A 13437-nucleotide genomic window follows, 5' to 3' on the forward strand; every position below is an offset into this window, starting at 1 on the left:
TTCACAGAAGGATATTTGCGTTACAGAGATTCCTTTTGTGGACATTGCAGTGCGGGAAACCGTCCAAACAATGTTTACTGGAGGAGATTATTATTAATTTTAACGAAGCTGTTAACATCAGCAATACACATGTACTGACGCTGGTACCCGAGTTGTTTCATCTGGAGGGTTACAATATTCAGCTTATTCCGCCTCATGAGGGTGGACGTAATGTCGTTTACACTTGCGAGCAAGAGGGGCGTGAATCGCTAATTCTACGGGTGTCTTTTTTGCCTGACAGAAAGCGGGAAGATTACATTGCCGAATTGGAGTATGTCCGGTATCTGTTTGAGCACGGTGCAAGTGTCTCGAATGTAGTTAGCTCGAAAAAGGGTCATCTGTTAGAAGAGATCACTTATAATGAGCATACGTTCTTTATCTGTATGTTTGTAAAAGCCAAGGGGAAGTTGCTGGTAGAAAACCATTATCAGTACCGTGAAGGGGTCCCACTTAGCGAATACTATTATAATAGCGGAAAAGTTCTGGGCAGGATGCATCAACTATCGAAAGGGTACACTCCCGTCCATCGCCGGCATCATTTGATTGACAATTACAGCGGTGAATATATCGATAATCTGGTACCTGAATCATTCCCTCTGCTTAAGGAGAAGATGGTTGAGCTCCTGAATACCTTACAAGGTTTGGATACAAACCAAGAGACATTCGGCATGATCCATTTTGATTATAACGATGGAAATTACTCGATCGATTTTGATACCGGTGAGATCACCGTGTATGATTTTGATAATTCATGCTTCGGTTGGTATATGTATGATTTGGCTGATCTATGGTCACATGGTATGGGCTGGGTTCAATTTGAGCCGGATGCGGATAAACGCAAACAGTTCATGGATGACTATTTCCAAACCGCCCTCGCTGGATATACTTCCGAAACCAAGATCGAAGATTCGATGCTGGAGAAGCTGCCTTTATTTATTCAAGTCACTCTCTTGGAGAATATTCTAGGTCAATTTGAGGAAATGCAGCGTGCTGGCGAAGAACCGGAAGCTAACGAAGAACTGCTGTATCTCATTAAATGTCTGGAAGAGGATATACCGTATAAAGGATTTTTCCATGAGATGTATTCCACTGAAGCTCCTTTTGAGTATGAGGGACGCTGAAGGGACCTGTACGTAAACTAAACCCTGAATAACCAAGGATTCATCAAGTGGGGAGGCAGCCGGATCGACCGGTTGCCTCTTTGTTTGTCTGCGGCATTTTATTCGAATTTGGAAGGGGGCACGTTGTAGAATTTTTTGAATGCTTTGGAGAACGTAAAGGGATCGGGATAACCCAGAAATCCGGCAATTTGCTGGATCGTATATTTTTTCTCATACAGATAGTCTCTGGCCCGGTTCATTTTGATCTGATTGATATACTGCCCCGGTGTAATACCGAGAATTTTTTTGAACAACGAAATAAAATATTTCTCAGAGACGCCAGCAATGTCTGCAAGCTCGTTAACTCGGATGGCACGATGCAGATTTGCATCCACGTATGGGAAGACATTTTGCAGAACCTCCAGACTTCCTTCGATCTTCCTCGGTTTTCGGTCTTTCAGAAACTCACCGTGATATAAGCCTTGCCTATGCAATTCCAAAATTTTGGCGATGACGAGAAGCAGAGAGGCTTTCAAGTAAAGTGGACTGGCAGAAGCGCCGCTACTCTGCTTGAATCTTCGATAGGACGAGGTGAAGAGTGTTGATTCCTCTTGAATCAGATTGCCAGGTACGATGCCCGGGAGCTGAAACTCGCCGAGAATCCGCTTCTGCTCAGCGATGCTGAAATCAAAGTGCATGTATACGAATCGGCACAACTCTCCTGTCGTGGAAGCAGTGTAGGGCATATCCGGATAAAAAAACACGACGTCACCCGGGTTCGCCATATGCTCGATTCCATCGATGGTAATTAGTACGGAGCCAGCTGTAATGAACCACAGATCATAATCGGAATGAGACTTGCGCTCCGTCCAATTGCTGTCATGCGTTTGTTCCAAATAAGAGCTCATGCGAAGTGTGATATACTCCGAAAGTTCATCGATTATACTCATATTTACAGTTCCTGTATGCATCTAATCCAACTCATTCCTCTCTACTTTATGACATCCTTCATTTTTGACTATCATAACAAAGGATTTATCTCTTGTTAACTATCGTACGATATGACATGTTTTGAAAACTATCACACATTCCGATTCCAGCCCACTCACCTATAATGAACTTATATCGTTAAAAGGAGGGGTTATTAATGAATGCTACAAGTACTCAGCATCCAAAGGTAGTTGTTATTGGGGCGGGCAGCCTGTTTTTTGGTCGGCAGTCCATCTGGCAGATGGTACACTCCCCATATTTGAATCAGGGAACGCTGGCTTTGGTGGATACGGACGAGGAACGGCTTTCGAAAATGGTAAAACTAGCGGAAATGGTCGCCAAGGAGAACAACGTATCCCTAAAGATTGAGGGTTCAGTGGACCGAAGACAGGTACTACCGGGAGCCGACTTCGTTGTGCTCAGCTTTGCGGAAGAATCGGTGAAATATCGGGGCATTGACTGCCAGGTTTCTCTAAAGTATGGAATTCGCATGTGTTCCGGCGATACAATTGGCCCTGGTGGAATCTTTCGCGCGATGCGGGAACTGCCGGTTATTATGGAATGTGCCAAGGACATTGAGGAGTTATGTCCGGATGCGTGGGTGATCAATTATATTAACCCTTCTACCGTGCACGGTATCGCTTTACATCGATATGCTCCGAAGCTTAAATCGTTTGCGCTGTGCGATAGTCATCATATGCCGCATAAGAAAGCCTATTATGCCGTACGAGCCGGAATCATCGAAAATACAAGCCAGTTTACCGCAGGAATAGACCAGAAATTCGATTTTCGTATCGCGGGTGTCAATCATTTCACTTGGCTGCTCAAAGCCGAGTATGAAGGAAAAAATGTGATGCCCACAATTGCAGAAGCCATGCGCAAGCTGGCAGGTGATGAGAATAACGGCGGTGATCGCGGCGCAAAAGCTCTTTTTAACGATGCGATTACCTATGAACTGTATGATATTTTCGGAATCATTCCTACTTGTACGGCGCATACAAAGGAATACGTTCGGTATTGGCAGGGTCTTGGAAAAACTGCAGATACCATTCCTCCATTATCGATCTGGGAGACAGAGGACAGATATCAGCGTCATGACGAAATGTGGCGTCAGGTGGATGACTTTCTTGCAGGGAACATCCCGATTGCCGATTATATGAATACCTTCGGACCAGATCATGCGACTGACATCATCGAAAATATGGTGGGGAACTTGGGCAAAAAGTTCTTCATCAATACGCTCAATCAAGGTGCGGTAACCAATATGAATAACGATTCGTTCCTGGAACTACTATGCGATGTAGATATGGATGGGGCGAAACCACTCCATGTAGGCGAGATGCCGCGTGGGATAAGAGGGATGCAAGAACTTGTACTGGATACGCATGAGCTTACGGTTGAAGCTGTGCTGGAACAGAGCTACGAGAAGCTGAGAAGGGCGATGCTCACCGACCCGCTCGTGAGTTCCATCAGTGACGCGGACAAGATCATCCATGAATTGTTGGAGCTGGAGCGTAAGATGATTCCGGACATTTGGTATAAGGACAGACTGCAGTATAACTAAGAACGATAACGATCAAAGACCACGTCGGTTCCTTCCATGGGACTAACGTGGTCTTTGTTTTTATCTTTTGTCATGTATCAAGAAATCCTACTCCACTTTAAACAAGCTAGCATGGTCTTCATAGTACGAAGTAATAAAATCACGAAATTCTCGAACAATAGGAGATAACCATTTTTGTTTGACCCAGGATAGGCTAATGGGATATATGGCTGAATCATCAGCAATTTTTACATAACGTAACCCCAGTGCTCTACATACGGAGATCGGAATTAATGCAACACCTTGATTAAGGCTGATAATTTCAAGCAGGGTATGAGAATCGACCTCAAATGCATGATTGGGGAGGAAACCTGCTTTTTCACAGAGCATAGTTGTAAAGCGGCTGTACTCCTTATTATCGGCAAGGGAAATAAAGGGCTCATTTGCAACAACACTTAATGAAATGCTTGTTTCTCCGCCGTATGCATGATCCGTGGGCACAACAAGAACAATGTCCTCCTCAACAAGAACAACACTCTCAATCTCCTCATCCTGAATCGGATGCCCCGTAATGCCCAGATGCATCTCACCTTTCTTCAAACCTGTAATAATTTCACTGCGGGTCCCAATACCCTGATGCAGCTTGGTTTTGGGGGAACCGTTGATATAGTCACTAATGAGACCAGTGAGAAATCGGGTATTCGTAATTGAGATCCTGATTGTATTGGATATTTGCTGTTCCTCCGCTTTAATCTCCATCTCTGCATTTTCAATTTCAATAAAAATCCGGTTCACATGCTTCAATAAAATCTCACCTGAGGAATTCAATTGAATATTTCGTCCTCTCCTATGAAATAGGGGGGTACCGAGTTCATCCTCAAGTCTTTTAATCGTTAAGCTCAGGGAGGGTTGAGCGATGTTCAATTGTGCAGCTGCCTTGGAGATATGTTCGGTATAGGCAACGGTCTGAAAATATTTGAGCTGAAGCAATTCCATTCACGTGCACTCCTTATTTATTCTGATAAATATATATAGTACTTATTATGTATTATATTAAATTTAAATATTGATGTAGAATTTTTTTATGAGATACAGATCAAATTTTAAATAACAAAAACCTGACTATATAAGTTGAACTAATCATTTACACAATAACGGAGAGGACAGAAAAAACCTGAAAAAGCGAAGCGTTCGCCTAAAAGCTTTCTGAAAGAAAGCTACATCGGAAGCATAAGCTATCACCGGATTTTCCCCTATTAGAAGGGGAATCGAAAAATCTGGGGATAACAGCGATTGGAAGGTTGTTCTGTCATCGTAGTGTCAGTGTAAATAATCTTTAATTCAACTTATATAGAACCAAAACATAAGGTAGGTGTCTTTGATGAAAATCGATGTGAATAACATAGCTAAAAATCTGAATACACCCCTAACAGCTCCGGCATACCCAATGCCACCGTACAAATTCGTGAATCGTGAATACTTGAATATTATTTACCGAACTGATGAAAAAGCGTTGCGAGCAGCCGTACCAGAACCTCTCGAAATTACGGAACCTTTGGTTAAATTCGAAGTGATGTGGATGCAAGATGTTTCTGGACTGGGTGCATATACAGAAGCTGGACAAGTCATTCCTGTGCAATTCAATGGGGAGGAAGGTGATTATGTGCATTCGATGTACGTAGACAATTTCCCCGCGATTGCGAGTGGTCGAGAGCTCACGGCCTATCCGAAAAAGCTGGGCGCACCCAAGTTGTATACCGATTCGGATACACTTGTTGGCACACTAGATTATGGATCGTTGCGTGTAGCCACGGCAACGATGGGATATAAACATGTGGAGATGGATAAAGAGTTCGCCAAACGTGAAATATGCCGACCTAATTTTATGATTAAGATTGCTACAGACTATAGCGGGAATTTAAGAATATGTGATCTGATCCGTACTCAAATTACGGACGTCGAAGTGAAGGAAGCTTGGACAGGACCTGCCCGACTTCAACTATTCGAACATGCGTTGGCTCCTCTTGCAGATCTGCCTGTGTTGGAAGTGGTGTCAGCTTCTCATATCCTTACCAACCTAACCTTAAACGCTGCACAACCTGTATATAACTACCTGGAAGAAAAATAAGGAGGAAAAATAAAATGAGAATTGCAATTGTAGGAGCAGGATCTTTGGGAACCATCGTAGGCGCATATCTTGCGGATGGTGGACTGGACGTTGAGTTAATTGATGCATATCAAGAACATGTAGATGCTTTAAATCAGACCGGTGCTAAAGTGACGGGTACCACAGAGTTTCAGGCAAAAGTAAAAGCCATTACTCCTGATCAGAAATCAGGACAATATGACCTCGTGTTACTTTTAACCAAACAACTCTACAACGATTCCATCCTTCAGGAATTAATTCCATTCTTGAATGAAGACAGTATGGTGTGTTCCTTGCAGAACGGGATTCCCGAAGAAAAAGTGGCGTCCATCGTGGGTGAAAAACGTGTTATTGCTGGCTCCGTTGAATTCGGCGCTACGTTCATTGAACCAGGTGTATCAAGTCTGACTACCGAGTACACTCAATTTAAGCAGTACGCTTTTCAGATTGGCGAATTAAATGGTGAGTTCACCGAACGAATTCAGGGCGTGAAATCGGTGTTGGATCTTGTGGGTGGAACACATATTTCCGATAACTTGGTTGGAACCAAATGGTCCAAATTGTTGATCAACAATGCATTCAGTGGTTTGTCCGCTGCATTGAATGGGGAATACGGGGACATTATTGATCATGAAGCCGGCATTGTGAGTGCAGCTCATATTGCGGACGAGACGATTAAAGTTGCTCGCGCCAATGGGGTTACCTTGGTTAAAATGAATGGATTCGACATCGCTTCACTCGAACTGAACAGCAAAGAAGATATCCCTGAACGGGTGAAAACATTACGTTACGTGATGGAGCCCTCCAGACTGCTCAAAGCAAGCATGCTTCAAGATCTGGAGAAGAACCGCAAAACGGAAATTGATTACATTAACGGAGTTGTTTCAAGCAGGGCAGAAGGTACGGGAATTGCGACACCTTATAATGATTTAGTTGTAAAACTGGTTAAATCTGCTGAAGAAACTCAAACCGTTCCTGATTTTGACACGAACATAAAAGCTTTTGAAGAACTATTAAGTGTTCAAAAATAAATTCAATTATTTCAACTGAAAGTCGCTAATATAGCGGCTTTTTTGTTGTATCAGTAAATCTAGTCAGGCTTGATTTTGCGACAGATAGAATAATCTTCGTGATTTTTGTTTCCTAAGATTATACAAAAAGGGGAATTAAATTTGATATAATATAGACTTGCTGGTTATTTTTCTATTCGAAGGAGATACATATGAGTAAATCTTGGGGGGAATTCGTCTTTTATTTGGTTGTATGGGACATACATTATTTATGTTCTTGCAAACAGACTTGATGATGAGGTAGAACTAGTTATGGAGCAAATTATGCAGAAATATAAGCGAAGAACAACACAAGCAAAGTTCAAGGCAGCTTACGGATTATATCGCAAGGATATGTTTGCCATTCGGCAAGCTGTACCTCATATCGGCTTATCGGACTACCGTACATATTACGAAACCATTCTACTCTTGGAAGACGGGAAAAGTGAAGATGCGCGTGAAAGACTTCAATCCATTAAAAAACAGTGGATGCGATCAACATTGCTCGCGGGTATTGAACTTAAAGCAGAAAACCATGATATCGCTATTCAGCACGCGCATGAAGCACTTAACTCTTCCAGAGGTGTTAATCGTTATGTTTTATATAAGGAATACGAAAGAGTATTACCAGAGGTTGTTGGACACATATCGTAAGATGGAGAAAATGTTTTGAAAAAATAAACCGTGCTTCACGGTTTATTTTTTTTCATTTACTAGCGGAGGTGTGAGTCCATCCTTAGCAAAAATAGAGGGTAGAATCGTCAATAACCTCTCACGGGTAAGGGGATCATCGTAGTTCCAGCCAGCTTCTACTATATGTACTTTACTGGGTGCCAACATGCCAACCAAACTTTGTAGCGGAGAAGGTATATTTACATTCATCTCCTCCTGAGGTACCATCACGAAGTTTCGGTCTCCACCGTATTGTGTGATTTTATTGTAATCAATTTGTATCCAAGGTCTGCCATTAATGATCAGTTGATTTACGGATTCAGTGGGTCGAAAGCCAAGTGATTCATACACGGTAGCGGCAAATCCCGTCTGTCCCATAACATATATGTTCTTACCCAGCACCAGATAGACAGTTGCTCGTTCTCCTGCAATATAATCATCCGCCAATTGTCGCCGTATCCTCCTGACACTTTCCTCATAGCGGTCGATCCACTGTTCAGCCGTTCTGCTTCGACCGAAAAGATCCGCAATATAACGAAGACGCTCAAAAGTGCTGGTTGATTCGCGATAAACGATGGTAGGTGCAATGGCATCCAGTCGAGGTAACTGCTGCTCACTATAGTTGCCTAACAGTATAAGATCAGGCTTCAGCAGGGAGACTTGTTCCGGTGCGGCTTGCAGTCCAATGTCGGGGATGTGATGCAGTTTGTTTCGATATATGACTTGTGATTTCATTGTAGTTATACCCGCACCGACTGGACGGATACCGATAGCAAGCAACTCACCAAGGGTATTGGTACCTGTGGCCACGATTCGTATAGCCACATCAGGGAGGGAAATCTGCCTGCCGAGGGAATCGGTGATCGTTCTTTGCCTGGTACGTCTTAGTATATTGGCGTATTCCCGGGGAGGGTGTCCTGTGAGCTGATGAAAGCGTCGACTGAAATAATACTCATCCTTAAAACCGACTTGTCGGGATATTTCACGTAAGGTCTCGGTAGAACTGGACAGTAGTCTTTTAGCGTGTTGGACCCTAAGCTCTGTTAGGTAGTCCGTCGGCTTCTTGCCAGTAATCACTTTAAACAATTTGCTATATTGCCATCGAACCATGCCGGCCATTTCCGCCAAAAGCTCTACGGTCAGATCTTCGTTGTAGTGCTGCTCCATATAGCTGAGTGTACGCTGTACCGCTTGATCATTTTGCACTGGCGGAGGAGCGCTTTCTAGCTGAGCCATCAGGCCAAGTATCAGTTGCAGCCGGGACTGAGTAACTGCTAATTTTGAATGATGCGTAGGCGTAAATTTCTTCTCCTGCAACCGATTTTGCTTGTTGGATTGCAAAGGCAGCGGAGAAATCCAGTCTTCACTTGCCAACGCAAGTTTTATAGTAGAAAGAGACAGCCTGTAAGGAAATCCCAGAATAAGAGGAGGGCAAGCCGGAAGCAGAGTCAACTGATCCACTTGAAAAGAAAGAAAGGTCAACCGGGCTACATGCGCTTGCTCTTTTATCGTTTTGAGAATGTAGGATTGCTGAGTAGGGAGCAGAATACAACTGCCTTGGCTCAGATCTTGGGAGATGTTGTTTGTTAACAGCCGAATTCCATGATCCAGAGCAATAAGCAATGTATATTCATTGGCAGCCTTGCTCTTGGTTGATGGATTATGATGATTGGTTTCCTGCAGTGGTGTGAGCTGAAGCAGATCATGCTGCTGCAGTTGGATGTATAGGGAAGCCATTTGCATTCTGGAGCACTCCGATCTAGTGATAATAATTCTCAATTACTAGTTTACCACATTTTACACGTTAGAGAATGTTTCGTTGCAGACCTTATTACACGATGCTGAAGTTTACAGAATCCAAAAATCCTCCATAACCAAAGAGGTTGGAGGATTTTTGACGTTATCTATGCGATATTATTGATTCATCCATTTCGGTAGTTCATCAAGCAATTGCTCCAGTGCCAGCAGGTTGTCGGTATTCCAATCGGCTGATGCTGTGTAAACGTGTCCTTGCTGAACGGCCGGCAATGTTTTCCATAGTGTGCTCTGTAACAACCGATCAGATTCAGCTCGACTTTCGTCATTATCCAGCGTTAGGACAAAGAGATGATCTCCTGCATAGTCCGGCATTAGTTCTTCCGAAAGTTCGACGAATGTTAGCTCCTTGTCGATAATGTTTTGCTGAATTGCTGGTGGAATTGCAAATCCGTGCTCTTGATACAAGACTACACCCAATGAACGATTGCCCATCACATAGAGCTGTTTACCCAACTGCAAGAAGATGGTCGCTGTCTCGCCCTCTGCCACATTCAGCTTGTCCCACATCGCTTCCGCTTTTGTATCAAATCTGCTGATCCATTGCTCTGCCTCATCCTGTTTGCCAAAAATGTTGCCAAGTTCGCGTACGCGTTCCGTAAATGGTAACGCCGAGTTGAACGGAATGGTAGGCGCAATCTTCGAAAAAGCGGTGTTTCGGTCAGCATCTTGGTTATAACCATTCAAAATCAAGTCAGGCTGCAAGGCTGTTATTGCCTCCAAATCACCAGGATTTCCGACATCATCAATACCTTCTAATCGGTCTACAATATAGCTTTCGGAAGCATGAATCAGATTGGCTCCAACGACGGAAATATCCATGGCCAGGAGATCTCCAAGTGTTGAACCAAGATAGATCACCCGTTGCGGCTGAGTGGGTATTTCAATCACTTCGCCTGTTTGGGTTGTATAGCTTTTTGTCGTTTGTTCGTTGATCTTCACAGCTTCTTGTGAAGGGGCGCTTTCCGAACGGCTGCATGCTGCAAGGACGGATAGAAGAAGGAAGCATGCTCCCCATATGAATAGGTGTTTCTTAATTGTACTGTTCATCATTGTTTCCCCCTGAGTTCTCTTTTTCTCATTGATAACCATTATCAATTACAACGTAATTATAGGTGCCTTTTCAGCGGCTTACAATGAAAAAAACGCAGTGAATTTATTTGTACAAATGTCAATGCGTGCATCTATTTGTTCGTTGCTTTGTTTTCAATCCGCAGGTGTGTTGTCATCGGAGTATGCGTGATCAAAAACAGCTTGCTGTATAAGGAATTAATAACCTATGGATAATAATGACATTGACAACTGCAGGTTTTTCCAAAATAATAGTATGTAATTGAATACTGGTACCTTTAATTCAGTCCAGAGAGGCTGGCAAGGGCAGCGGATTTCATAATCACGCGAGAATCAGGGCTTATCCCGTCATGGGATGCTCTGTGTCTTCGCGCGGATTATGATGCAAAAAGAGGCTACTTGTCAGTGTATAACTTGACGAGTAGCCTCTTTTTTCTGCTTTTTTTGGTATCAGATACACTTTACGTTGGGGGTATTCTGATGAGCAAACAAGATCAAGAGTTTTCATGGCAAGCTGTGCCGAAATCGCAAAGAAACCACTTTTGGAAGACGTTATCCGTCATGCTCGGTTTCACATTTTTCTCAGCAAGCATGCTGGCAAGGAGGCACGTTGGGAGTAAGCTTGACGTTCATGGAGTTCATTGGCATCGTGCTTGCGGGTAATCTGGTGCTCGGTATCTACACAGGGGCACTGGCACATATCGCTGCCAAAACGGGCCTGTCGACACATTTGCTCGCTAAATATGCGTTCGGTGCGAAAGGGTCGTATCTGCCTTCATTCCTGCTAGGCTTCACACAGGTCGGATGGTTCGGAGTAGGCGTAGCCATGTTCGCGATTCCAGTCGCCAAAGCCATGGACTGGAACGTGTACCTGTTGATTATCGTGTTCGGACTTGCCATGACAGCATCAGCTATCTTTGGTATGAAGTCACTCGTCATTCTCGGATATATCGCGGTTCCTGCGATTGCGATTCTCGGTGGTTACTCCATGTTCGAAGGTGCAGGTTCGCTGGGAGGTCTGCAAGGGTTGCTAGAATACACGCCAACACAGTCGCTTACCGCGGCGGCGGCATTAACGATCTGTATTGGATCATTCATAAGCGGCGGAACGCTGACACCCGATTTTGCCCGGTTTTCCCGAACATCGAAACAGGCAGTTACCGCAACAGTGATTGCATTCTTCCTGGGTAACTCACTCATGTTTCTGTTCGGTGCAGTTGGTGCGATGGCTTATAACCTGGCTGATATCTCGGAGGTCATGTTCCTGCAAGGATTGATCATCCCGGCAATTATCGTTCTGGGCCTGAATATCTGGACGACCAATGATAATGCACTGTACGCTTCGGGTCTTGGTTTTGCGAACATCACCAAAATCTCAAAGAAATTCTTCGTCGTCGTAAACGGTATCGTGGGTACCGTATTCGCCATGTGGATGTACAACAACTTCGTCAGCTTCCTAAACGTACTGGGCGCTGCGGTACCATCGATCGGGGCTATTATTATCGCAGATTACTTCATTGTGAAACGTAGAAACTATAAGCCATTTGCCGACATGTCATTCAAAAATGTAAACTGGGTAGCGATGGTGGCTTGGGCCATCGGCGTTGCATTCGCTCAACTGGCTCCTGGCGTAACACCATTGAACGCACTGCTTGGTACAGCAGTGGCCTATATCGTCTTGATGCTGATTGTTCCTGCGAAAGAAACCAAAGAAATGGGGAAAATAAATGATTATACAGAACGCAAAATTGCGGGGTAAAGAAGGACTATGGAATATCGTTGTGAAAGACGGAAAGTTTGAACGAATTACACAATCGCTGGAAGTGACCGAGAATGAAGAGATCCTGGATGTTAACGGATCGCTTGTGCTGCCACCGTTTATTGAGCCGCATATTCATCTCGATACAACGCTCACTGCAGGCGAGCCGGAATGGAATCTAAGCGGAACGCTGTTCGAAGGCATCCAACGCTGGTCAGAGCGCAAGGCTTTCTTGACACATGAAGATGTCAAAACACGTTCCAAAACGGCACTGAAATGGCAATTGGCACAAGGTATCCAGCATGTACGGACCCATGTGGACGTTACCGATCCAAGCTTGATTGCTGTTAAAGCGATGCTTGAAGTAAAAGAAGAAATGGCTCCATATATGGACATTCAGCTTGTTGCTTTCCCACAGGAAGGCATTCACTCTTATCCAAACGGGGCAGAATTGCTGGAAGAGTCACTGAAAATGGGCGTTGACGTGGTCGGCGGCATTCCACACTTCGAATTCACACGGGAATACGGCGTTGATTCAATGAAAGTTGCGTTTGATCTGGCCGAAAAATACGACCGTCTGATCGATATCCATTGCGATGAAATCGATGACGAGCAATCCCGTTTTGTTGAAGTCGTTGCCAAGGAGGCTTACGAGCGTGGACTGGGTTCACGAACAACGGCAAGCCACACGACAGCAATGGGGTCATATAATGACGCTTATACGTACAAATTGTTCCGTTTGCTGAAGATGGCTGATCTGAACTTTGTCTCCAATCCGTTGGTTAATATTCACCTGCAAGGACGCTTCGACACGTATCCAAAAAGAAGAGGGCTGACGCGTGTCAAAGAGTTGCAGGAAGCAGGTCTGAATGTGTGCTTTGGTCACGATGACATCTTCGATCCTTGGTATCCGCTCGGTACAGGCAACATGCTGCAAGTACTGCACATGGGGATTCATGCTTCACAGTTGCTTGGTTACGACCAGATCGTGAATTCGATCGACCTCATTACGAAAAACAGCGCAAGAACGTTACACATTGAGGATGTATACGGTATTGAAGAAGGTAAACCTGCTAACTTCATCGTACTTGAAGCAGAGAACGAATATGAGGCTGTTCGCAAACAAGCCGGCGTACTTTATTCCTACAGAGGCGGCCGTAAAATTGCGGAATCGAAGCCGCGGGACACGTCCATCATTTTTGAAGGCGGTACAGAAAAGGTTACTTTTAATAAATAATGAAGAAAATATACTC

At 44.2% G+C, this 13437-nt stretch carries 10 protein-coding genes and 1 pseudogene; 7 read left to right on the forward strand and 4 right to left on the reverse strand.

Translation table 11 applies throughout. The features are described 5' to 3' along the window. Positions 1-35: 35 nt before the first annotated feature. Positions 36-1160, forward strand: a complete 1125-nt coding sequence (locus tag MHH25_RS15310) for a phosphotransferase (RefSeq protein WP_340020407.1) — start codon at positions 36-38, stop codon at positions 1158-1160. 98 nt (positions 1161-1258) lie between these two features. Here the strand turns inward: MHH25_RS15310 and MHH25_RS15315 are convergent, their stop codons facing one another. Continuing rightward, positions 1259-2110, reverse strand: coding sequence for an AraC family transcriptional regulator (locus MHH25_RS15315; protein ID WP_340020408.1), 852 nt, complete (start codon positions 2108-2110; stop codon positions 1259-1261). Between the two features lie 176 nt (positions 2111-2286). Between MHH25_RS15315 and MHH25_RS15320 the strand changes: the two genes are divergently transcribed. Continuing rightward, complete coding sequence (locus tag MHH25_RS15320) at positions 2287-3693, forward strand: glycoside hydrolase family 4 (protein WP_340020409.1); 1407 nt, start codon at positions 2287-2289, stop codon at positions 3691-3693. 87 nt (positions 3694-3780) lie between these two features. Here the strand turns inward: MHH25_RS15320 and MHH25_RS15325 are convergent, their stop codons facing one another. Then, positions 3781-4668, reverse strand: a complete 888-nt coding sequence (locus MHH25_RS15325) for a LysR family transcriptional regulator (RefSeq protein WP_076317866.1) — start codon at positions 4666-4668, stop codon at positions 3781-3783. A 385-nt stretch (positions 4669-5053) separates the two neighbouring features. Here MHH25_RS15325 and MHH25_RS15330 point away from each other — a divergent pair, with 385 nt between their 5' ends. The 3 genes from MHH25_RS15330 (at position 5054) to MHH25_RS15340 (ending at position 7521) form a co-directional block, all read left to right on the forward strand. Further along, complete coding sequence (locus MHH25_RS15330) at positions 5054-5800, forward strand: acetoacetate decarboxylase (protein WP_083669654.1); 747 nt, start codon at positions 5054-5056, stop codon at positions 5798-5800. Positions 5801-5814: 14 nt separating this feature from the next. Further along, complete coding sequence (locus MHH25_RS15335; RefSeq protein ID WP_076253091.1) at positions 5815-6849, forward strand: ketopantoate reductase family protein; 1035 nt, start codon at positions 5815-5817, stop codon at positions 6847-6849. Positions 6850-7140: 291 nt separating this feature from the next. Next, positions 7141-7521, forward strand: coding sequence for a hypothetical protein (locus tag MHH25_RS15340; RefSeq protein ID WP_076317864.1), 381 nt, complete (start codon positions 7141-7143; stop codon positions 7519-7521). Between the two features lie 42 nt (positions 7522-7563). Here MHH25_RS15340 and MHH25_RS15345 read toward each other — a convergent pair whose 3' ends face one another. Then, the gene (locus MHH25_RS15345; protein WP_076253093.1) at positions 7564-9282 is read right to left on the reverse strand and encodes an AraC family transcriptional regulator; all 1719 of its coding nucleotides are present in this window, start codon (positions 9280-9282) and stop codon (positions 7564-7566) included. Between the two features lie 171 nt (positions 9283-9453). Further along, on the reverse strand, positions 9454-10407 hold the full coding sequence (locus tag MHH25_RS15350; protein WP_305955657.1) for an ABC transporter substrate-binding protein: 954 nt from the start codon (positions 10405-10407) through the stop codon (positions 9454-9456). A 498-nt stretch (positions 10408-10905) separates the two neighbouring features. On the opposite strand from MHH25_RS15350, the pseudogene codB reads away from it, so the two are divergent. Next, positions 10906-12184 (forward strand): annotated as a pseudogene (gene codB, locus MHH25_RS15355) (cytosine permease). Continuing rightward, positions 12153-13421, forward strand: coding sequence for a cytosine deaminase (locus MHH25_RS15360; RefSeq protein WP_076253096.1), 1269 nt, complete (start codon positions 12153-12155; stop codon positions 13419-13421). The pseudogene codB and the gene MHH25_RS15360 overlap by 32 nt, the downstream one beginning before the upstream one ends. Positions 13422-13437: the final 16 nt, after the last annotated feature.

Source organism: Paenibacillus sp. FSL H3-0457 (genome assembly GCF_037981725.1).
GTDB lineage: Bacteria > Bacillota > Bacilli > Paenibacillales > Paenibacillaceae > Paenibacillus > Paenibacillus amylolyticus.